Source organism: Actinoplanes sp. NPDC051411 (genome assembly GCF_040682075.1).
Taxonomy (GTDB): Bacteria; Actinomycetota; Actinomycetes; order Mycobacteriales; family Micromonosporaceae; genus Actinoplanes.
In genome coordinates, this window is the sequence record NZ_JBFBAD010000031.1 from 40,762 (window position 1) to 63,101 (window position 22,340).

17 protein-coding genes are annotated in these 22,340 nt (G+C 69.0%); 6 read left to right on the plus strand and 11 right to left on the minus strand.

Annotated elements, in window-relative coordinates:
* Nucleotides 1-23: 23 nt before the first annotated feature.
* The 3 genes from AB0M88_RS19005 to AB0M88_RS19015 form a co-directional block, all read right to left on the minus strand.
* The gene (locus AB0M88_RS19005; RefSeq protein WP_364103348.1) at nt 24-320 is read right to left on the minus strand and encodes a hypothetical protein; all 297 of its coding nucleotides are present in this window, start codon (nt 318-320) and stop codon (nt 24-26) included.
* 37 nt (nt 321-357) lie between these two features.
* On the minus strand, nt 358-2,457 hold the full coding sequence (locus tag AB0M88_RS19010; protein WP_364103351.1) for a galactose oxidase-like domain-containing protein: 2,100 nt from the start codon (nt 2,455-2,457) through the stop codon (nt 358-360).
* A gap of 418 nt (nt 2,458-2,875) precedes the next feature.
* Nucleotides 2,876-3,058: a hypothetical protein gene (locus AB0M88_RS19015; RefSeq protein ID WP_364103354.1), complete on the minus strand. Its 183-nt coding sequence runs from the start codon at nt 3,056-3,058 to the stop codon at nt 2,876-2,878.
* Nucleotides 3,059-3,352: 294 nt separating this feature from the next.
* On the opposite strand from AB0M88_RS19015, the gene AB0M88_RS19020 reads away from it, so the two are divergent.
* Nucleotides 3,353-3,706, plus strand: a complete 354-nt coding sequence (locus AB0M88_RS19020) for a hypothetical protein (protein WP_364103356.1) — start codon at nt 3,353-3,355, stop codon at nt 3,704-3,706.
* The gene (locus AB0M88_RS19025; RefSeq protein WP_364103359.1) at nt 3,703-5,811 is read left to right on the plus strand and encodes a tetratricopeptide repeat protein; all 2,109 of its coding nucleotides are present in this window, start codon (nt 3,703-3,705) and stop codon (nt 5,809-5,811) included. Before AB0M88_RS19020 ends, AB0M88_RS19025 begins: the two co-directional genes overlap by 4 nt.
* 107 nt (nt 5,812-5,918) lie before the next feature.
* Here the strand turns inward: AB0M88_RS19025 and AB0M88_RS19030 are convergent, their stop codons facing one another.
* Nucleotides 5,919-7,091 (minus strand): hypothetical protein, encoded by a 1,173-nt coding sequence (locus tag AB0M88_RS19030; protein WP_364103362.1) that lies wholly within the window; start codon nt 7,089-7,091, stop codon nt 5,919-5,921.
* Nucleotides 7,092-7,296: 205 nt separating this feature from the next.
* Here AB0M88_RS19030 and AB0M88_RS19035 point away from each other — a divergent pair, with 205 nt between their 5' ends.
* Nucleotides 7,297-10,155: a tetratricopeptide repeat protein gene (locus AB0M88_RS19035; protein WP_364103365.1), complete on the plus strand. Its 2,859-nt coding sequence runs from the start codon at nt 7,297-7,299 to the stop codon at nt 10,153-10,155.
* 549 nt (nt 10,156-10,704) lie between these two features.
* Nucleotides 10,705-13,734, plus strand: a complete 3,030-nt coding sequence (locus AB0M88_RS19040) for a TIR domain-containing protein (protein ID WP_364103368.1) — start codon at nt 10,705-10,707, stop codon at nt 13,732-13,734.
* A 10-nt stretch (nt 13,735-13,744) separates the two neighbouring features.
* Here AB0M88_RS19040 and AB0M88_RS19045 read toward each other — a convergent pair whose 3' ends face one another.
* The 7 genes from AB0M88_RS19045 to AB0M88_RS19075 are packed head-to-tail and all read right to left on the minus strand — an operon-like array spanning nt 13,745 to nt 19,740.
* Entirely contained in the window at nt 13,745-14,863 is a 1,119-nt protein-coding gene (locus tag AB0M88_RS19045) for a serine hydrolase domain-containing protein (protein ID WP_364103371.1), read from the minus strand.
* A 35-nt stretch (nt 14,864-14,898) separates the two neighbouring features.
* The gene (locus tag AB0M88_RS19050) at nt 14,899-15,555 is read right to left on the minus strand and encodes an HAD family hydrolase (RefSeq protein WP_364103374.1); all 657 of its coding nucleotides are present in this window, start codon (nt 15,553-15,555) and stop codon (nt 14,899-14,901) included.
* A gap of 51 nt (nt 15,556-15,606) precedes the next feature.
* The gene (locus AB0M88_RS19055) at nt 15,607-16,611 is read right to left on the minus strand and encodes a zinc-binding alcohol dehydrogenase family protein (RefSeq protein ID WP_364103377.1); all 1,005 of its coding nucleotides are present in this window, start codon (nt 16,609-16,611) and stop codon (nt 15,607-15,609) included.
* 2 nt (nt 16,612-16,613) lie between these two features.
* A complete protein-coding gene (locus AB0M88_RS19060) occupies nt 16,614-16,976 on the minus strand; it encodes a hypothetical protein (RefSeq protein ID WP_364103380.1) in 363 nt (120 codons plus the stop codon).
* Nucleotides 16,973-17,836, minus strand: a complete 864-nt coding sequence (locus tag AB0M88_RS19065; protein WP_364103383.1) for an extradiol ring-cleavage dioxygenase — start codon at nt 17,834-17,836, stop codon at nt 16,973-16,975. The genes AB0M88_RS19060 and AB0M88_RS19065 overlap by 4 nt, the downstream gene beginning before the upstream one ends.
* 12 nt (nt 17,837-17,848) lie before the next feature.
* Nucleotides 17,849-18,619 (minus strand): citryl-CoA lyase, encoded by a 771-nt coding sequence (locus AB0M88_RS19070; protein WP_364103386.1) that lies wholly within the window; start codon nt 18,617-18,619, stop codon nt 17,849-17,851.
* The gene (locus AB0M88_RS19075) at nt 18,604-19,740 is read right to left on the minus strand and encodes a CoA transferase (protein ID WP_364103460.1); all 1,137 of its coding nucleotides are present in this window, start codon (nt 19,738-19,740) and stop codon (nt 18,604-18,606) included. Before AB0M88_RS19075 ends, AB0M88_RS19070 begins: the two co-directional genes overlap by 16 nt.
* A 165-nt stretch (nt 19,741-19,905) precedes the next feature.
* Between AB0M88_RS19075 and AB0M88_RS19080 the strand changes: the two genes are divergently transcribed.
* Nucleotides 19,906-21,348, plus strand: a complete 1,443-nt coding sequence (locus AB0M88_RS19080; RefSeq protein WP_364103389.1) for an amidohydrolase family protein — start codon at nt 19,906-19,908, stop codon at nt 21,346-21,348.
* A complete protein-coding gene (locus AB0M88_RS19085) occupies nt 21,345-22,154 on the plus strand; it encodes an IclR family transcriptional regulator C-terminal domain-containing protein (RefSeq protein WP_364103392.1) in 810 nt (269 codons plus the stop codon). The genes AB0M88_RS19080 and AB0M88_RS19085 overlap by 4 nt, the downstream gene beginning before the upstream one ends.
* Nucleotides 22,155-22,340: the final 186 nt, after the last annotated feature.

Consider the following 22,340-nt stretch of genomic DNA (forward strand, 5'->3'; position numbering starts at 1 on the left):
GGACATTCCAGGTTACGCCGCCGTCAGCTGGCCCACCGCGCATCCGCTCCGCGCGGCGTGCACAAGGTCGACTCTTTCAGGTGATCCAGCGCCCGGTGCACCTCGGCCGGGACGTCGACATGAGCGATGAAGCCCCGGCCGGCCGGGCCGTAGCCGTCGGCGTCGTCGGTCAGCCGGGGCACCTCGCCCATCAGCAACGACACGTAGCGGTCGAGCGACCACATGCCGGCCGGCGGGTCCTCGAAGTCCAGCGTGCCGGTGACAAAGGTCTGATGCGCCGCCTCGGTTTTCGGTCTTGTCTCGCCGAGGGCCCGGCGCAATGCGTCGGTGGTGTGGCCCTGATGCCGTCCGCGAGCGCTACCAGGTCCATTTCTGCAGGGCGTTGCCATTGCACGTGGTGAGGATAATCGTCGCCCACTTGGCGGACGACGAGGCGGCGAGACACAGCGTCGTCTTGGCGCGCGGCCGGATCGTGCCGTCGGTGCCGAACTGCCACGTCTGGGCCGCCGTGCCGTTGCAGTAGTGCTCCCAGATCTTCTGGCCGGACACGAAATTCTGCGACGGCACGTCGAGGCAGTTGCCGAGCACCCGCAGCGAATAGTCGTTCGGCAGACGGGTCAGGTCCTGGGCCTTCGTGCCGTTGCAGTCGTACCCCTGCAGATAGGTGCGCACCGCGAGCGACGAGTTGGGCACGTCGATGCAGCGGCCGGTGCTGTTCTTGACCGGACTCATCAGCGGCTTCGGGTTCGACCCGACCTGAACCATTTTCGCGACCGAGGGCACGCCGTCCTTGTCGACGAGGAACAGCATGTAATAGCCGGGCGGAGCCACGCCGCCGGTCGGCGGACCGGTGACGGTCAGGGTCGTTCCCGAGGCCGAGAACCGCAGCGGGACATAGCGCTGCCCCTGGTCGACCGCGTGCGTCGCGTCGCCGAGTCCGACCAGGGCGACCTTGGCGATGTTCGCCGCCTGGCTCGAGGTGACGGTGAACGCGGTATTGACGCCGACCGTTGCCGGTGCGGCCGAGATGACCGGCCGGTCCGCCTTCTTGAGCAGGTAGGGCGGGGTGAAGTATTCGACGTTCTTCTCGAGATATCCGTCGGTCACGCAGATGCCGCAGACCCCGCCGCCACCGGTCATGACCCGCCCGTCCGGCAGCAGGACGGCCGCGGAATGGTATTGCCGGATGCGGCTCGCGCTCGCCAGCACGGTCCATTGGCCGGTGGCCGGATCCCACCGTTCGGCCGCGGTGGCGGCGTGGTCCAGGTCGACCAGCCCCGAGGTGGCCGCGCTGGTCAGGCCGCCGGTCGCCAGCACCGAGCCGTCGGCCAGCAGGGTCGAGCTGAATTGGCGCCGCCCGATCGACAACGAGCCGGTCGCGGCGAAAGTCGGCGCCGTGGAGGCGGTGCTCGTCATCACGACCGCGGTGCGGGTCGGAACGTGGCCCACCCCGTTCTCGGTCAGATTGCCGCCGCCCACGACGATCGTCTTGCCGATGTCGTAGGTCGCGAAACCGCCGTAGTCGCGGGTCATGGCGTCCCGCGTAGCGGTCGCGGTGATGACGCCGGTGCCCGAGGTCGTGATGGTGTAGGCGGTCGCATAGGGCCCGAAGAAAGCGAGCTGGGTGTCCGGCCGCGACCCCATGAACGGATAGAGCCGGGCGTTGTATTTGGTGAACTGGGTGAGCTCGCGAATGGCGCCGTTGTTCTGATAGACCTCGGCGATCGACGGGCCACCGCCGACGATGACCTCCTCGCCGTTCGCGGTTTCCGCGACCGACGGATACCACCGGGCACCGGCCATGTCGGCGCCGCGGCTCCACGTCTCGGTCTGCCAGTTGAAGATGTGCGTCTGCACGGTGCCGTTCAGCTGCTGGTCGGCGTTTCCGCCCGCGACCAGGATGTTGCCGTTCGCCAGGTGCGCGAAGCCGGCGCAGAAGATGTTGGAGCCCTGCACGTCGACCCGCTTGTAGGTGTTGTCGGCCGGATTCCAGACCATCGCCCGGGTGAACGTCTGGTCGGGATAGGACTCGGCCGCGTTGTCACCGACCGAATCCCAGATCAGCACCTTGCCGTCCGGCAGCATCGCCTGGAACACCGGAACGACCGGCGTGTCGACAACCGGACTCCACTGCCCGGTCTGCGCCGGATCGGCGTCCGTGAGGGCCGCCTTGGTCTTACGGGCCGTTCCGGGGCGGAGCCCGGTCCGGCGCTGAATCCGCGCCGCATTCGTGGCCGTCTGCTTCTCGATGACACTGATCGGCGTTCCCGCCAGATCGAGCGCCATATGTTCGTGCTCCTCATCCCCCGGCTGAGCCGAATCCGCCAGCTGAGCCGAGGCGCCCTGATGGGCCGCTTCGACCGGACGGGCCGCTTCGACCGGACGGGCCACCGGAGAGATCGGCAGAACCAGCGCGGAGAGCAATCCACAAGCGAGAAGACCACGGCGCGTGCGCATGCAGGTCAATGTATGCCCGCTTGTCGAGCCTGCATATCGGACGTTTGAGGGGGAATGGAGGACCGTCGGTCAGGCCGGCGAACCATCGGAACGACGAAGCCCGACGTGGTCCGGGCGGACATTTTTCGGTCCTTCCAGCGCGACGAGCAGCTTATAGCGGCCGGCCCGACGGCGGACGTCCGAAGATCAAGCGGGCGTGGCCGGAGAGCGGCGGGTTCCCGCCCGGCGTCGTCTTCGCGAGCCGACTGCTCCACTGAGGTCCCGTTGCCCCGTTGACTCGTGCCTACTAGTCGGGCACACTGCTTCTGTGGCCGACGGCGAAGCGAAAACGGCGCAGCGAAAAACGGTGCAACGAAAAACGGTGCAACGAAAAACGGTGCAGCCAGGGTGGCGACCCGGGCTGCACCGGCTATCTCAATCAGTCAAGTGCTCGCAGGCACGCTTCAACGATCAGGCGCTTGATCCAGGCCATGTTCTCCAGTGCGACATGGATCGGCTCGGCGCCAATGGTATGCGCCAGCAGTGCTGATGCGTGGCTGACGGCAGACGGGAAGACTGCCGCCAGCAGGGTTGCGGTTTCTGACACCGCTCGTTCCTCCATCTACTAGCTGTGGCTCCTGTTTGGCCACGGGAGCACTCTGGCGTGTCCGGAGGTCGGATACCAGGCCGAGAATGTATCGATCTGCTTAGTTTGGTCTTAAAAACGGCGATAAATGAGACCGTTTCGGCTTACCCCGACCGGGTGATCAGGAATCGTAGGCGTACCGTGACGCCGAGTGATCTCGCCGGTGGTTGGTGCCTTTTGGCATATAGCTCGCTCGATGCGTGGGCCTGCGCCGGCCGCCGTTACGATGGCCGTGCCTGGCTACTGGGGGGAGCGGGCATGTTCGATGAAGTGGTGCCGGCCATCGCGTCGGCTCTGTCGGCGCAAGGGTCGGAGCTGATCGTCGCCGGCGGCAAGACTCTTCTGAAGTCGGTCTGTGACGTGATCCGGGCGCGGTTCGGCACCGGCACGCCCGAGGCCGCAAGCCTCGACGCCGCGCTGCGCCACCCGGGCGAGCCGGCGGCCGTCAACGCGCTCGCGGAAGCGCTGTCCCGGGTCATGGCGAGCGATCCGCGGTTCGCGCGGCAGACCCTCGAAGCGTGGCAGTCGGTCAGTGCGAGCGGCGATGGCGTGGTCAACCACTTCAGTGGGCAGGCCTCGCAGGTCGTTCAGGCCAAGACCATAAGGGGCGGGATCCGGTTTTGAGCCGGAACGAGGTTTCCGGCTCTGTGGCCGGGCCGAGCATTCAGGCCGGGCACATCTATGGCGGCGTGCACGTTCACAGCGCTGAGGCGGCGCCGGTCGTTCCGCACCAACTGCCCGGCCCGGTTCCGCATTTCGCCGGGCGGCGGGCCGAGCTGGAGGCGTTTCAAGCGGCCGGATCGGTGATTGTCCTCAGTGGCGCGGGCGGCACCGGCAAGACGGCCCTGGCGCGGCAGTGGGCTCACCAGAGAGCGGGCGCCTTCGAACACGGGCAACTTTTCCTGAGCCTCAACGGTTTCGGGCCGGGGCCACCACTACATCCGGCCGAGGCGTTGCGCTCGTTCCTCCGGGCGCTGGGCGTACCGCCGGACGGCCTGCCGGTCAGCCTGGCCGATCTCGCGGCGCTCTACCGTTCCCGCACCGCCGGCCGTTCGATTCTCGTCGTTCTCGACGACGCCTATTCGGCCGCCCAGGCGCGTGTTCTCCTGCCGGCCGGTGCGACCGGCACCGCCGTCATCACGAGCCGCAGCCGTCTGTCCGCGCTGATCGCCGACGGCGCCACCATCATCGAGCTCACGCCATTGAACACCGACGATTCGGTTGCGCTCTTGACGAGCGCTCTCGGCCGTACGCGGGTGGAGCGTGAGCAGAAGCACGCCGCCCGTCTCGCCGATCTGTGTGCCGGATTGCCGCTCGCCCTTTCCGTGGCCGCCGCTCGCCTGTCGACGCGGCCCAAGCTGACGATCGCCGGTGTGGTGGCCGCGCTGGCCGACGAGACCGAGCGGCTGATCCGGCTGGCGACGCCGGACGAGGAGGTATCGGTGCGAGGTTCGTTCGAGCTTTCCTATCAGGCCCTCGAGACGCCCGCGGCGGTCCTGTACCGCAGGCTGGCCCAGCATCCCGGCCCGGATTTCGGCCTCGGGCCGGTCGCGGCGCTCACCGCCGATGCCGTACGCCTCGTCGACGTGCTGCTCGAGGTCAATCTGCTCGAGGAGATCGCCGAGGGCCGGTTCAGATATCACCAGCTCGTCCGGCTCCACGCGCTGCAGAAGGCCGACGAGGCCGGCGACGACGTGGTGCTCGCGATCGCCGAGTGGTATCTCGCGGCGGCGAGCGCGGCCGACACGGTGGTCACACCTTATCGGCGCCGACTCGGATACGAATTTCGTACGGTGCCCGCGGCGGTGCCGGTGTTCGACGACCGCGGGGCGGCGCTGGTTTGGCTGGACCACGAGCGTACGAACCTCGCCGCCGCCGGACAGGCGGCGCTGGACCGCCGATGGGCCGCATTGGCCTGGCAGCTGTCCGATGTGGTCTGGCCTTTGCAGCTCTACCGCAAGAGCGTCGATCGCCGCGATTTTGACCAACGCGGGCTGGCCGCCGCGCGGATGTGGGGTGACCCTCGTGCCGAGGCCCGCATGCTCAAGCAGCTCGGGCGCACGTCGAGCACGCTCGGCGAGCACGATGAGGCCGAGCGGCTCCTGACCGAGGCGGTGATGTTGTTCCGCCGGGCGGGTGAGGTCGAGGAGGGGACCGAGGCGGAGGGGCTGCTGGCCCTGGCCTACCGGGATGCCGGTCGCCTTCAGGCGGCGTCGGATCTCCTGCGGAGGGTTCTGGCCGAGTCTCGCGCGCGGGGAAGGGACCGCGACATCGGGCTCACCTTGATCAACCTCGGTGACCTGTCGTCCCGGCTGGGCCGGCCGGCCGAGGCGATCGAGTTCCTGCGCGAGGCCGGCGGCCGGCTGGAGCGGTCGGCCGCGGCCGATCCGTACAACCCGGTGCGGGTCAAGGCCGGGCTGGCCCGTGCCTACCTCGCGGCGGGCGATCTGCCGGCCGCCGACCGGGCCGCGGCCGAGGCACTCGACGGCATGCGACGGCTCGGCACCCCGGTCGGCGAGGCGGAGGCGATGGAGCTGGCCGGGGTGATCGCCACCCGGCGGGGCGACGTCACCCTCGGCCGGAGTCACCTACGGCAGGCGCTGGCGATCTTCGAGGCCCATGGTTCGCCCCGGGCGGCCGCCCTGCGGGAAGGGCTCGCGGATCGTGACGACGGAACCGTCCCGGAAGCCGGCGGTCACACCCCCGAACTCACCGGCAACCAGGACTAGGCTCGCGCCCGGATATCGGGCCAGCATCTCGGCGCAGCGGTCGGCTGGTGGCCGTCCGTCCGAGCCCACGACGAGCACGTCGGCGAGCGCCCAGGCAAGTGGCTCGCTCATGAGGCGACCCTCGGGGCCGGCGCGGCGGCCCAGCTGCCTCGCCGCTCGGGCAGTCCGAGGAGCCGATAGATCGCGCGCCGCAGCAGACGAGCCGACTTTCCCGGCCGGGAGGTGATCGCGGCCGCCACCCGCCGATGGTCGACCGGGGTCGCCGCCGACAGCTGGGGACCCAGTGGCCGGGTCACGTCGAGCCGGGCGGCGGTGTCGAGGACGATCGACTGCGGCGAACCGTCCGCCGCCTGGCCGTCGCCGCGGGTCTGGAAGCAGAGCACGGGCAGGCCGACGGCCGCACCGTACGCGGTGACGGACCCGCGGTCGCCGATCAGGTGGTCGGCCGCCGCGATGTAGGGCCGCCAGTCCTCGGCCGGGTCGGCCAGGATCAGGCCGGCGTCGAGGCACGGCCGCAGCCACGCCCCGACCTGCCGGGACCCGTGGGCGCCGAGGATCGCCGGATGCAGCAACAGCGCCGCGCGCAGACCCGAGAGCTGGGCCATCAGCGTCCGCAGCAGTTGCGGTGCCCCGCCGAAGAGCCCGTCTTTTCCCCAGGTGGAGCTCACCACGACCAGCCGCTGGTGATCGGTGATCCCCAGCGCGCGCCGGTAGGCGGGCCGCATGGCGAGGCTGTCGGTCAGCCGGTCGAAGCAGGGGTCACCGGCCACCGTGGCGACCGGGAGCGCGTCCGGGCACTGCCGGGCGAGCACGTCGCGTTCGTGCTCGTGCGAGAGCATGAGTGCCGACGCGATCACCCGGCCGTCGCGGATCAGTCGTGGCGAGTCCAGTCCGTACACGGTCGGTGGGTGGCTGCCGAACACCCGGGCGTGCCCGGCGCCGTGCGCGACCAGCATCACCGGCGCGTGCAGTTCGTTCAGGCCGCCGTGGGCCGCCGCGATCGCCAGGTCGAACGATTCGTGGATCGCCTGCTGCCACGGGATGACGAGTGCGCCCAGCCGCTGCAGATAACCGGTCAGGCCCGCGTTGAAGACGTCCGGCGCGACCGTGAAAACGGTCTGGACGCGGTCGTCCGACTCGATCAGATCAACGATGTCCAGAAGGCGCTGACAGCTCACCATCGTGTGGGCCGCGATCAATATCGTCCGGCAGTCGGGCCGGGATATCCATCGCTTCGAGTCGATGCCAATCGGCGCCGCCACCCAGTCGAGATCAACCATCCGATCCACCCCCATGTCGACGATTCGGATGCCGTCACGATGGCTCCGGCGCCTTGTCGGGGACGTTGCAGGAACCTTGCCGAACTGATGCACGTGAGCTGGCGATGGCGTGCCGGATATCGCGCAGTGCGGTGAGGGCACCGGTTATTTTGCCCGTGTCGAACACAATGAGTAGCGGCCTTGTTACGCGTTGATGGGGGCGCACGTGGAATTCGGCATCCTGGGTTCGACCCAACTGATCGACAACGGAAGATCTGTACCGCTCGGGCCGGCGAAGCAGCGCGGCATGCTCTCGATTTTGTTACACAGGGTCGGGGAACCGGTCCGGGCGGACGCGCTTATCGACCTTCTGTGGCATCCACGGGGAACCGCGGATCATCGGCCGACGCTCTATTCGATCGCCAGCCGGTTGCGCGCCGTGCTGGCCCAGGCCGGACTGGACCGGGCACTCGTGCGGGTGCCGGGGATCGGGGCGTACCGCCTCGACGTCGACCCGGGCATCGTGGACCTGCACCGGTTCCGCACGCGGCTGGCGGTGGCGCGGGCCACCGCCGGCCGGGGCGACCGGCGGGAAGCCGCCGAAATCCTCGTTCCGGCCCTTCTGCTCTGGCGGGGTGAGCCGCTGGCCGAACTTCGCGGGCCGCGCGCCGAACAGGTTCGCACCTCACTCAACCAGCATCTGCTCGACGCCCACCGGCTGCTCGCCGAGTGCCGGCTGGCTTGTGGACACCACCATTCCGTGCTGGCCCAGCTCGAGAGCCTGGTGCTGGTCCACGACCTGGACGAGGGGCTCGCCCGGTGCTGGGCCGGCGCCTTGCGCGCGGTCGGCCGCGGCGACGAGGCCCGGCGATTCGTGGCCGCCTTCCAGCGCCGGTTCCGCAAAGAGATGCACACCGAGCCGGACATCGACGAAAGCCCGGTGCGGGTTCCCCCGCGGAGAATTCCCCGCCAGTTGCCGCCGGACATCGGCGACTTCACCGGCCGGGAATCTCTTCTCGCCGAGTTGAGCGGCAACAACGTCGTCGTCATCACCGGAATGCCGGGCGTCGGCAAGACCACGCTGGCCGTGCACTGGGCCCACTGTCAGCGGAATCAGTATCCCGATGGTCAGCTCTATCTCGACGCGGCGGCCTACGGCCACGCCGCGCCGATCGATCCGGAGGACGTGCTCGATCGATTCCTGCGTGCCCTCGGCGTCCCGTCCGGTCAATTACCGGTCACACCGGAACAACGCCGGGACCGGTACGAGGAACTCGTCGGCGACCGCCGGATTCTGGTCGTCCTGGACAATGTGCGGGACTCGGCTCAGGTCCGGCCCCTGATCCCGAGGTCGATGAAGTGCCTGACCATCATCACGAGCCGGGTCCGGCTGAGTGCGCTCACGATCCGGGACGGCGTACGCACCGTCGTCGCCGCCCCACTGCCGCAGGACGAGTCCCGGGCACTGCTGGCCCGCATCGTCGGGGAACGGGCGGCGACCGACGGCGCCGGCCTGGCGGCGTTGGCGCGGCTGTCCGGCGGCCTGCCCCTCGCTGTCCGGGTCATCGGCGAGCGGGTGGCCGAGCGTCCCCTCGCGAGCCTGGGCGATCTCGTCGACGAGCTGCGGCACCGCCTGCTCGACGCGACCGACGGCGACGACCAGGCGGCCAGCCTCAACGCCTTCTTCGACTGGTCCTATCACGCGCTCGACCCGGACGTGGCCCACCTGTTCCGCCGCATCTCCCTGCACCCCGGCAGCAGCATCAGCCCGGAGGCCGCCGCGGCGATCGCGGGCGATCCGCTGGCGGAGGTCGAGGGGCGGCTCAACGTCCTGGCCAAGGCACACATGATCAACCACGACACCGCCCGCCGGTACCGGTTCCACGGTCTTCTGCACCGCTACGCGTCCCGGCAGGCCGCGGCCCAGGACGACCCGGCCGACACCGCGAGAGACCAGCGACGACTGCTCAACTTCTATCTGCTGTCGGCGGCCAACGCGATGGCGGTGATCGCCCCCGAGTGGCCGCCGATGCCCGATCTGCCGGACGATCCGAGCGTCCGGCCGATCACCTTCGCGATCGACACCGAGGCCATGAAGTGGTGCGACACCGAGCGGGACAACCTCGGCGTCCTCAGCCTCTGGGCCGACCGGAACGGCCATCACCGGTACGGCTGGCAGATCCCCGGCGTCCTGCACGAGATGTTCGAGCGCCACGGGAGCCCGGCCGACCTCCTCCGGCTCAATCAGCAGGCGCTCGAGGCGGCCCGCAACGACGGCCACGAGAAGGGCCAGATCGGGACGCTGGTCAATCTCGGTACGACGTACTTCACCCTGCACGACTACGACCGCGCCATCGCCGCGTTCATCGCCGCCCAGGAGTTCGCCTCGGCGACCGGGCACATCGAGGAGGAGGGCATCTGCCTGCAGAACCTCGCGGCCACCTATGTCAGCCTGGGCCAGGTCACCCGCGCCATCGAGATCTACGGCGACGCGCTGGCCATCTGCCGGAAGATCGGCAACCCGGTCGACGAGGCGGTCATCCTGCACTGGCTCGGCGAGGCGTACCTGCGCCTGGGGCACTATCAGGGATCGGCCGACAGCTTCCACCAGGCCCTCGCCATCCGGCAGCGGCTCGGCGCGAAGCGCGGCACGGGCCAGACCCACAGCGGCCTCGGCACTCTATATCTGGCGGCGGGCCGGCCCCAGCTCGCGCTCCGGCACTGCGAGGCCGCGCTGGCCATCCACGTGCACGCCCACGACGAGAAAGCCGAGTGCGACACCCTGATCACCCTGGTCGCCGTCCAGAGCGGCCTCGGAGCGCACCCGGACGCCATCCGGAACGGGCGGCGTGCCGTCCTGCTGAGCGAGCGCATCGGCGACCTGTACCGGCAGGTCGAGGCCCTGACCGCGACCGGCGACGCGCTGCTGAGGGCCGGCGACCGGGTCGGGGCCGAGCACCAGATCCGGGCGGCCGCGCGCACACTGGACGGCCTCTCCGGCGTCGACGTGTCACCGCTGCGGAACCGGCTGACCGCGGTCGAGCGCGGGATCCGCCCGGCCGGCCCCGAATCACGCGCCAGCTAGGCCGCGTTTGACAGGTCGGTTCAGAGCCATTCGTTGATGGCGGCGACGGCTTGGGAGCGGACGGCGCCGCGGTTTGCGTTTGAGGCGGTTGATGCCGTACTCGACGGCGTGGTGCTGAGTCTTGGTAGTCAATCCGTCTCCGCGATCGGCCGAGCGCGTGGTCAGCGGGTTCGTCATGGATCCCGCCGGGCGATTCTGAGGTGCCTTCTTGTCGATTTCGGCGGACCACCCTGCACCGGCGCAGCAGGCGGCAGCGGCTCCGGCCGGGCCCATTGTGCGCCGGTGAGGTCGTGCCGCCTCGTCACCGCGCCCGGTCGGGAACGGCCTCGCCGCGTAGGCAGGCCCCAATCGGATGTTCGCGCGCGGGTTCAGCGGGCTGAGCCGTATCTCCAATAGGCGCCTTGCCCACGGGCGCAATTGGTGATCGGGTCCGCGATTTCTCTTGTTCGATGGCCGATTCCCGGGCGACTCCCTCCTGCGGCAAGATCAATTATCGCCGGTACGATGCGTCGTCATCCAGCGGAAGATGATCATAGAAGGGTCGCCGCCATGCGGAGCGGACTCACCGAACCGGACGCGGGCCAGCGCGGTACCTACGGAATGAACGACCTGCGAGAAGATCTCGGGTTCGTGAGTCGCGCCAGGATCTCCGTCGAGACGGAAATGATCGGGAACCTCGAATGGTCGCATGACGGCGCGTTTCTGGCCGTGGCGTGCCGAGGATCGTCGGATCGGCGCCTGGCGTTCTTCGCCGTCGACGGCGAGGGCGGGATGGTCGTGGACAGTGCGGGCCTTTCGGAACCGCTGAACTCCGATACTCCGTTGGTGTTCGCATGGTCGCCGATCGACGCGACGTTGCTTTGCGTGGCGGAGAACTACCAGGTGCGTCTGCTTCGGCTGAACTCTCCGGAAGGAGTTGTGCCTCATGTCGCGCCGCGAGTGACCCAGCCGTTCGCGTTCTGGGGGCTTGATCGCCACCTCACCATCTTGGGCAATGACGGTGTTGCCCGCACCTTCGACATCAGCCCGGACATGGACGAATTGTCGGCCTTTCGGACTGATGCCACCTTCATCTCCTGGTCTCCGGACGGGAAGTTTCTCTGCACCGGGCACAGCACCGGCGCTGTCGAGTTGCGCACCGGTGCGGAATCCGGCAGCCCCCGCAAGCGCCACAACCACAACGTACAGGCGAATTTCGACATAGCGTGGTCGCCGGACGGCACCTACCTGTCACAGGCTTCGAGGGTAGGTTCGATCTATATATTCTCGGCCGTCCTGGGGCGTTTGACGGCGACGCTCGAAGGTCACACCGACGCCGTGACGGGGGTCAGCTTCTCGGCCGACGGCCGCTTGCTGGCGTCGAAATCGGACGACGGGACGCTTCGACTGTGGCGAACCGATACATGGCAGTGCCAAGCCATTGTCGAGCTGGGTGATTATCCGGTAGGCCACACCGGCGGAGTTCGATTTCATCCGTTGCTTCCCATCCTGGCCGTGAGTCAGTTCGGGACGCCGGCCGTCGACTTGATAAAGCTCGATGTCGAAACGCTCCTGAGCTCGGGAACCGAGACCGGCAAGCGCTATGTGAACGCCCGTGTCGTCCTGATGGGCGAATCGGGTGTCGGAAAGTCCGGCCTCGGGCTCGTGCTGAGCGGAAAAGGATTCGAGACCACCGAGTCCACACACGCGCGTCACGTATACCTTTTCCGGAGCGAGGAGTCGTCCGATCCGGAGGAAGGCAACGAGATCCGCGAGATATTACTCTGGGATCTCGCCGGCCAGTCCGGCTACCGGCTCATTCATCAGCTGCATCTGGGCCAGGCCGATGTGGCGTTGCTGGTGTTCGACTCCAAGGATGACGTCGACCCGTTCTCGGGTGTTCGGTACTGGGTGAAAGCGCTGAACCACAGCCGGGCCGTGCTCGGCGTCACCACCACGCAACACAAACTCCTGGTCGGGGCCCGCGTCGACCGGGGCGGAATTCCGGCCTCCCCGGAACGCATGGCCGAAATTTGCAAGGAGTTCGGTCTCTCCGCCTACTTCGAGACCTCGGCCCGGGACTCCCGCGGTATCCGCGAGTTGGCGTCCGCCATCGAGCGCTCGATCGACTGGGCCGCCCTGCCGGTCGCGATCTCCAACGACCTGTTTCAGGAGATCAAAAGTTTCTTGACGACCCAGAAGGAGGTCGGGCGGGTCCTGCCGACCGAGACGGACCTCTACCGGCTGTACTGCGGGCAGGCCGACGACATCACGGATCAAACCGTCCAGCCTTCGTTCCGAACCTGCGTCGGACTGCTGGAAGCCCGCGGGCTGGTCCGTCGCCTGTCTTTCGGCGGCCTGCTCCTGCTCCAGCCGGAAAAGCTGGACGCGTACGCCGCGTGGCTGATTCAAGCCGCGCTTTCCGAGCCCGACGGACTCGGGTACGTAAGCGAGAAGACGGCCCTGTCCGGCGCGTTCCTGCCCCGGAGCGATGAACGGCTGAAGGATGCGAGTGACGAGAAGCTTCTGCTGGTGGCGACGGTCGAGGAGCTACTTCGGCACGAGATCGCCATGCGGGAACCGGTCGACGGCGACGTATGCCTGATCTTCCCTTCCCAGTTGACGCGCCGCCGGCCGGTTTCGACGGCGTGCCCGAGGCCGGCGGTCTCCTTCGAGTTCGAGGGCCCGGTGTCCAACATCTACGCGACGCTGGCGGTCCGTCTGGCCTACGCCGCCATGTTCGAGCGCGACGAGATGTGGCGTGACCTGGCGACCTATCGAGTACGCCACGGCGGCAAGGTCGGCTTCACCCTTGAGCAACCCAACGAGGCGGTCGGCGTGCTCAACCTGTTTTTCGAGGGCGACGTGAGCTCCGAGACCCAGCGACTGTTCGAGGACTACGTTCGCCTCCATCTCGAGGACCGCGCCCTTCCCGGTTCCACGCGACGACAACGCCTGTATCACTGCGCGCTGGACAACTGCGGGTACCGGGTCGAAAGCGAACTCGCCGAGGCGCGCCGCAACCGGGGCGACTCCCGGATGAGATGCCCGATGTGCGAGGAGACTTCGGTTTCGCTGGTCGACGGCGAGCCGGCCGCCACCCCGATCGCCGCGGAGCGCCTGACCGACATGAACCGGCACGCGGACAGTCGTCGTGACGCCGAGGTGGGAAGCACGACCATCAAGGGCAAGCGTCTCATGGGGGACTACGACGTGTTCTTCTGCTACAGCAGAAGGAATCGGCGAAAGGTCGAGGAGATCGCCGAGAGGCTGGAAAACAATGCGATTCTCCCCTGGATGGACGTACGCGAGATCAAGCCGGGCGAGAGATGGCAGAACCGGCTGGAGCATGTGCTGCCCCGGATCAAAGTCGTGGCCGTCTTCGTGGGTGGCACCGTCGGCCCGTGGCAGGATCGCGAGCAAGAAATAGTTATCCGCGAATCTATCCGGCGCGGTTTGAAGGTGATCCCGGTGATGTTGACCCGGCGACACGCATCGCTGCCTCTTTTTCTGGACTCCTTCCAGAGCATCAAATCCACCGACAGCAACGAGGATCTGGTGAGTCAGCTGGCTTTGGGAATCAATGGAGCCGAGGTGTAGCCGGGGCCCGTCACCCGGCGGCGGCGTAACGCCAGAAATCGCGCATCCACCGCGGCGCCACCGGGCTGTCCTCGCCCATCTGGGTCAGCAGGACGGCCACCGTGCCCGCCGACGGGTCGATGTGGGCGGACGTGCCGGTGCCGCCGACCCAGCCGTAGCGGCCGGGCACGTTCCACGGGTTGGTGCGCGCGATGTCGACCGAGCCGCCGAAACCCCACCCCTGCCCGTCCAGGAACAGCTCGCCGGTCGCGCGCTGGGCGGCCGTCGTGTGGTCGGCGGTCATGCGGCGTACGGAATCGGGGGTGAGAAGGCCGGCCCCGCCGGCCAGCAGCATCTGGCCGAAGGCCAACCAATCTGACGCCGTGCCACACAGGCCGCCATTACCCAGCGCGAAGACCGGCGGCGCCGCGAACTCACCGTCAGGCCGGTCGACCAGCTCCGGGCCCGGGCGGTAGTAGCTGGTGAGCCGCGCCCGCTTGGCCGGCGGCACGAAGAAGCCCGCGTCGGCCATGCCGAGCGGGCCGAAGAGCCGCGCCGCCAGGAAATCGGGCAGGGCGCCTTCGGTCACCCTTTCCACCAGTACGCCCTGGAGCGTCGAACACGTGTCGTAGAGCCAGGCCTCGCCGGGCTGGTAGGCGAGCGGCAGCCGGCTGAGGCGGGCCGTCCACTCGTCGGCCGGCGGGAACGTGCTCGGGATGCGGCCGTCGGTCTGGACGGTGGCCAGCGCCTGGATCGACGGCAGCGTGAAGTCGGAGGCGAAGCCGTAGCCGGCCTGCGAGCTGAGCAGGTCGAACACCGTGATCGGCCGGTTCGCCGGCACGACGTCGTCGACCGGGGAGGACGGCGTGCGCACGACCATCGGGTCGGCGAGCGAGGGGATCCACCGGGCGACCGGATCGTCCAGCCGGAGGCGGCCCTCGTCGACCAGCATCAGCACCGCGGCGGCCGTCACCGGCTTGGTGATCGAGGCCAGGCGGAAGATCGAATCCTCGGTCATCGGCGGGCCGCCGACCGACTGGCGGCCGACCGCCGCCACCTCGATCCGGTCACCGTGGGCTATGAGGCCGACCGCTCCCGGGTACGCCCCGTCGTCGACATGTCGCTGCAGCAGGCTACGAAGGTCGGTCACCCGTCACAAGGTAGTCGCTCAGGATGTCAGCTCCTCTAGATGAGGCGTACCGCCGCCTCGAGGCCGTGCACCGGTCCCCGGGTGCGCGGCAGGATCAGCGTCCGGATGCCGAGAGCCGCGCCGCCGACGTCGTCGCGCGGGCCGTCGCCGACCATCAGCGTCTGCTCGCCCGTCGCGCCGAGCCGCTCCAGCACCAGAGCGAAGATGGCCGGGTCGGGCTTGACGACGCCGACCTCGTACGAGAGCACGACCTGATCGACGAACCGGTCCAGGCCGTTGTCCGCCAGGCAGTCGCGGATGTCGAGGCCGATGTTGGAGAGGACGGCGATCCGGACGCCGCGGGTCTTCAGCTCCCGCAGAACCGGCCGGGAGTCCTCGAACGCCCGCCACTGTCCGGTCATCGTGTCGTAGAGGGCGCCGGTCAGGTCCTCGTCGATGCCGGGGAAGAGGGCCATCGTGCGGGCGAAGACGTCGCGGTGCCGGTCGGGGCTGAGGTCACGCTCGCTCCTCGGGTCGACCGTGTGGGCGTGCTGCCACAGCTGATCGAGGTACGCGCTCAACGCTTCCCGCTCCGGCAACGGGAGTGCCGGCCGCCCGAGCCGCTGCCGGGCGGCGTCGATCCAGGCCTCGGTCTCACCGCCGTCGACCAGCGTGGAGTGGAAATCGAAGATGACGCTCTCGATCTTGATCATCAGCCGAGTTTAGGGCCTGCCCGCCGATCACGAGGGCCCGTGCCGGTGGGCTTACAGGGCGAGGACGATGCGGCCGGTCGCGGTGCCCGCGGCCTGGCGGGACCAGCCGTCGGTCACCGAGGCGAAGGGGATCACCTCGTGGTCGGCGGTCAGTGAGCCGGCCGCGGCGTAGGCGGCGATCGTGGTCAGGGCGGCGGCCCGTTCGGCGGGGGTGAGCGAGTTGTTGGTGTAGCCGAGCACCTGCAGCATGCCGCTGCGCAGCGTCGCCGAGTCGATGGGTGCGGTCGCCGCGGCGGAGGAGCCGAGGTTGACCAGGCGGCCGCCCGGGCGGAGCACCCGGAGCGCGCCCGCCGCGGAAACCCCGAAGACCGGGTCGAGCACCACGTCGAAGGGGCCGCCGAGGCGGCTCGCGAGCGAGGCCGGGTCGTCGTCCGCCCGTAGCTCTACGGTTTCGTCGGCGCCCAGCTCCAACGCCCGCGCCCGAGCCCGCGCGGAGCGGGCCACCGCGGTCACCCGCGAAGCGCCGCCGAGGCGGGCCAGCTGGATGCCGGCCTGGCCGACCATGCCGCCGGCGCCGAGAATCAGCACCTGCGCGCCCGGCAGCGCGAACTCGCCCTCAGAAGGCGAACCTGGGGCGGCGCCGGGCGGGCGGCTGCCGAGGCGGAGGGCCTGCAGCGCCGCGACCGCCGAGAGCCCGAGCGCGGCGATCAACGGCAACGGCACGTCCGCGGGGAGCCGGACCACGTCGCTCGGCGGGACGGCGACCCGGGCCGCCATGCTGCCGTCGCCCGGCCGCATGCCCGCCGACGTCGCGAACCAGACCGGGCTGCCGTCGTCGACGAGGCGGCCCACTCCCTGGACGCCGGGAACGTACGGTGTCTGCGGCGTACCGAAATAGCTCGCGCCGGAAGCGCACAGCAGGTCCAGCGGGGTGATCGGCGCGGCCGTCACCGCGACCGCGAGGTCGCCCGGGGCCGCGATCGGCTCCGGGCGGTCCTCGACGGCCGGCGGCTCGCCGCAGATGCGAAGAACCGCCGCCGTGATTTTGGAAGGCATGGCTATGTCGCGATGTCCGGGTAGGGCAGGCTGAAATGCTGCAGCCGCGCGCCGAACGCCTTCTGATATTCGAGCGGCTCGGTGTTCTCGCGCTCGAACAGGGCGATGAACAGCGTCAATGTCAGGAACGGGTGTGCACCCAGTTCGAACAGTTTGACGTGGTCGCGCGAAATCAACGCCGCGCGCTCGACATCGTCGAACGCCAGCCAGGTGGACCGCTCGTCGACGATGCAGCTGAGCAGCTGGTTCGCCATCTCCGATTCCCACCAGGCGACCAGGGCGGCGGGGTCGGAGCGGTAGCGCTCCACCAGTGCGGGGTCCCGGTCCACCGTGAACAGGAACTTGTTCAGCAGATACCTGCTCATGCCGGCGCTCCGTTCGGGTACCAGGTGAAGTACGCCTCCATCGTGTGGAACAGGTCGAGCGAGTCGACGTAGTCGGCTTTCCGGCCCGCCCCGGCGACGCCCATCATCAGCATGAAGTCCATGAAGCCGTGGGTGGCGTTGCCCGGCGAGTGGAGGCTGTCGAGCGTCACCTCGCGCAGGCAGTTGTCGAGGTCGCCGTTGGCGATCCATTCGACCGCCTTGGCGTCGAATTCGGGGTCGGGGCCGTGCGGGCCGAACTGGCGCGGACCGCCCAGCTCGAGCGACAGGTGCCCGGTGCCGATGATCGCGACCCGCAGGTGGGAGGGCCATTCGGCGACGATCTGCCGGATGGTTTCGCCGAGCTTGACGAAGCGGGACGGCTGGGGGAGCGGCGGCGCGAAGATGTTGGTGTAGATCGGCACGATCGGCAGGTCGGCCTCGGGCCGCAGCGTGATGATCGGGCAGGTGATGCTGTGGTCGATGCGCAGTTCGTTGCTGAACGCGAGGTCGAAGCCCTCGTCCAGGCCGGCCCGGAGAATGTGCGCCGAAAGGTCTTCCTGGCCCGGGAGACGCAGGCGCGGGAGGCCGAATTCGCGTTCCTCGTTGTACCAGTTGGCGTCGTACATCGGTGCCTTGCCGACCAGGAACTGGGGCATGTTGTCGAGCCACAGCTGGTGGAAGTGGTCGGAGCCGACCATGACCAGCACGTCCGGGTTGGCCCGGGTCAGGGTCTCCCGGAACGCCAGGATCTTGGCGGTCCATTCGTCGGCAAAGGGCGGCCGCTCTTCGCCGGTCGACGTGCTCGCCCGATAGTAGAACGGGTGATGCGTCGAGGCGATGACTGCGACGATTTCAGCCATTCGGTTCGTCCTTCAGGGTTCGTAGACAGCATTCCGGTCAACGGTCATGTAAATGTCGTTCGCGATCGGGCGCCGGCGCTCCTCGGCCAGTTGCCCGAGCAGCCCGGCGGCCCGGGCCAGCAAAGCAAAGCCGCGCAACAGGTCGGTCGGCAGCCCGAGGTCGGCCAGTGCCGCGCCGCACACCCCGGCGCCGTTGAGTGGCAGCGTCCGGCCCAAGATGGACGGATGCACGCGGCCGATCGCCTCGAACAGGCGCAGGTGCGGCCCGCGCAGGCCTTCGGCCGAAGCGATCTCGATCAGCACCGGCGTGCGCGGGTCCTGCACCTTGTGCACCGGGTGGCCGAGCCCGGGGATGAACCGGTGCTTCTCCTTGGCCTTGCGGACCGCGGCGAGCGCGATCACGTCGTAGTCGCGCTCGGTGCCGGCCGCCACGAGGGTGTCGGCCAGGAAACGGCCGCAGTCCTCGGTCACCCCGAGGAACCGGGAACCGCCCCCGAGCAGGCCCGCGGCGAGAGCTCCCTGCAGGGAGTCCGGCGCCGAGAGGTACGTCAGCCGGGCCGCGATCGCCGTCGGGGTGAACCCGTGATCGGCCAGCGCGACCAGGACCGCCTCGAACAGCCGCACCTCACTTGGGCTGGGCCGGCGCCCGGCGACCAGCCAGAACGCCAGCTCGCCGAAGCCGACCTTCCCCATCAGGTCGTGGGCCAGGTCCTGGCCCATCAGCCTGATGGAGTCGGCGTCGGACGTGCCGAGCCCGGTGGGGAATGTCAACTCGTCAGCCATCGCCTGATCTCCTCACCATGTTCATCGAGTCCGGGCGGCGGAAGTTCATATCGGGCCGGAGTTTCCGAGAATGTGATCGGGTTGCGGACGCCGGGGATGCCGCCGACCTCGACGACCGGATCCAGACCGAGCTCGTCGGCCAGCGCGACGCCGCCGTCGACCGTGTTGATCGGCGCGCACGGCACACCGGCCTTGAGCAGATCGCGGAACCATTCGTCTTTCGTCTTCGAGGCCAGGCGTTCGACGAGAATCGGGCGAAGAACAGCCCGGTTGGCCGTACGGTCCTGGTTGTGCGCGAACCGCGGGTCGTCCGGCAGCTCGGGCAGTTCGAGCACCTGGCAGAGCTTGCGGAACTGCCCGTCGTTTCCCGCGATCACGATCAGCTCCCCGTCCGAGGTGGGCAGCGGCTCGTACGGGAAGAGGCTCGGGTGCGCGTTGCCCATGCGGAACGGCACCGTGCCCCCGGCGACGTAGCCGCTGGAGTGGTTGACCAGGCCGGACAGCGCCGAGCTGAGCAGGTTGACCTCGACGTGCTGGCCCTTGCCGGTGGTGTTCCGGCTGTTCAGCGCGGCCAGGATGCCGATGTTGGCGTGCATGCCGGCCATGACGTCGAAGACCGAGATGCCGGCCCGGTAGGGCGGGCCGTCCGGGTCGCCGGTCAGGCTCATCAGCCCCGAGATGGCCTGGACCATCAGGTCGTACCCCGGCATCCAGGCACCCGCGCCGGAGCCGAAGCCGCTGATCGAGGCGTAGATGATCTTCTCGTTGGCGGCCGAGACGGACTCGAAGTCGAGACCGAAACGGGCCAGCCCGCCGGGCCGGAAGTTCTCGATCATCACGTCGGCCCGGCGTGCCAGTTCCTGGGCCACGGCCAGATCGGAAGGGTTCTTCAGGTCGAGGGCGATCGAGCGCTTGTTGCGGTTGATGCCCAGGTAGTACGTCGCCACGCCGTCGCGGACCGGAGGCATCCAGGTGCGGGTGTCGTCGCCGCCCGGGCTCTCCACCTTGATTACCTGCGCACCGAGGTCGGCCAGGAGCATCGTCGCGTAGGGCCCGGCGAGGATCCGCGAGAAGTCGGCGACGAGCAGGCCGTCGAGAGGGCCCGAAGGGTGCGCTTGCATGAACACCGCCCGTTCTGCGGACGTTCGTCCGCTGAACCAGCGTGCCCCTCGTGAAAGGCGATGTCAAACATTCCCTTGACTTGGATTGTGTCCGGGAGCACAGTGACGCGAACCGGCTTGTCCGTCAGGCGGACGCCGGTCCGCTGAACTCGAAGGAGAGTGGCGATGAGCTCAAGCGATCGGCCGGTGGTCTTCCGTAACGGCCTGGTCATCACCATGGATGATTCCCACACGGTCGTCCCCGGCGGCGACGTGCTGGTCGTCGGCGACAAGATCGAACGAATCGGGACCGGCCTCGACGTGCCCGAGGGCACCGAGGAGATCGACGCCTCCGGCGGCATCGTGATGCCGGGCATGATCGACACGCACCGGCACATGTGGCAGACCGCGATGCGCGGCTACGGCGCCGACTGGACCCTCACCCAGTACTTCGTCTGGTACTACCTCGAATCGGGCAAGCTGTTCCGCCCCGAGGACATCTTCGCCGGCAACCTGCTCTCCGCCATCGAGGCCGTCGACGCCGGCGTGACCACCAGCGTCGACTGGTCGCACGGCCTGCAGACCCCCGACCACGCCGACGCCGCGGTCGACGCGCTCGAGTCGGTGCCGGGCCGGTTCATCCTCGCCTACGGCAACATCCAGCAGGGGCCGTGGGAGTGGACGAACTCGCCCGGCTTCCGCGACTTCGTGCGCCGCCGCGTCGACCACGGCAAGCTCGAGGGCTTCCAGATCGCGTTCGACGTGCCCGGCGACCCGGCGTTCCCCGAGAAGGCCGCCTTCGAGGCCGCCCGCGAGCTCGGCGTGCCGGTCAACACCCACGTCGGTGTCTGGGGCGCGACCAACGACAACGGCGTGAAGATGATGCACGAGAACGGCTTCATGACGCCGGAGACCATCTATGTGCACGCGGCGACACTGACCAACGACTCGTACAGCCGGATCGCCGCCACCGGCGGCTCGGTCTCGGTCTCCACCGAGAGCGAGCAGAGTGCCGGCCAGGGTTACCCGCCCACCTGGCAGCTGCGCAAGCACGGCATCCCGGTGTCGCTGTCGATGGACACCAGCGTGTGGTGGAGCGCCGACCTGTTCGCGGCGATGCGGGCCACGCTCAGCGCCGACCGCTCGCGCGAGCACATGGAGGCCCACGGCAAGCAGGAGACGGTCACCAACCACCACCTGCGGGCCGAGAACGTCGTCGAGTTCGCCACCCGCGGCGGCGCCCGGGCGATCGGCCGGGACGACAAACTGGGCGCGCTCACCCCCGGCCGGCAGGCCGACATCGTGCTGATCAAGAACGACGCCTCGCCGGCGATGTTCCCGATCCTCAACCCGTACGGCCACATCGTCTACCAGGCCAACCGCGCCGACGTGCACACCGTGATGGTCGGCGGCAACGTCGTGAAACGCGACGGCAAGCTCGTCGGCACCGATCTCGCGGCGGCCCGCGCCAAGGTCGAGGCGACCGTCGACCACCTGCGCGGCGAACTGGGCGAGGAGGCCTGGCAGCGGGGGATGAACCCGCAGATCCCCGACTCGGAGATGTTCGACAACCCCTACCAGTACTCCGACTTCGAGCCCGGCAAGACGGATGAAAAACTTGCGGAATGACTGATACGGCGGGCCGGGGCGTGGGGCCGGACTTCATCGAGGCACTCGCCCGCGGTCTTGACGTCCTCCGCTCGTTCCGCCCGGCCACCCCGTCGATGACGCTCAGCGAGATCGCCGGGGTGACCGGGCTGGCCCGGCCCACCGTCCGCCGCATCCTGATCACCCTGGAACAGCTCGGCTACGTGCGGGGCGCCGGCCGCGGTTACGCCCTCACGCCGAGGGTGCTCGAGCTCGGCATGGCCTACGTCAACGCGCTGAACATGTGGGACATCGCCCGCCCGCACATGGAGAAGCTGGTCGCCCGCACCAACGAGAGCACGTCGATGGCCCAGCTCGACGGCTCCGACATCGTCTACGTGGCCCGGGTCGCCGTCCCGAAGATCGTCACCCTGGCGGTCACCATCGGCACCCGCTTCCCGGCCCCGGCCACCTCGATGGGCAAGGTGCTGCTCGCGGCGCTGCCGCCGGCCTCGGTCGCGACGGTCCTCGGCGAGGCCTCCCGCTCCGGCATCACCGCCCGGTGGCAGCCTTCGGCCGCCGAACTGGAGACCTCCCTGCGGGAGGTGAGGGCGAAGGGCTGGGCACTGGCCGATCAGGACCTCGCGCCCGGCATCCGGTCGGTCGCGACCGGCGTACGCGACGGGGACGGCCAGGTCGTCGCCGCCATCAACGTGACCGTCCACGCCGCCGAGACAAGCGTCGACACCCTGCTCGAAGAGCATCTGCCCAACCTGCTCCGCACCGCCGCCGACATCGGCCACGACTGGGCCCTGACCGCCGCCGTCCCCGCGATCACCGCCGGCTGACGTCCGGTTCGAAGGGATCGTCAGCGTGGACTTCCAGCATCGTGCGCACCCACCAGCACACCGCTGGAGCGATGACCAAGTGGCGTAACCGGTTCGCCGTGGGCGCGGCTGGTCATCGAGTCGACGCGGACGTCCCAGTCGAGGGGGGCGGCCGCGGCGGCCCGGGGGTGGGGGGGGGGCCGGACC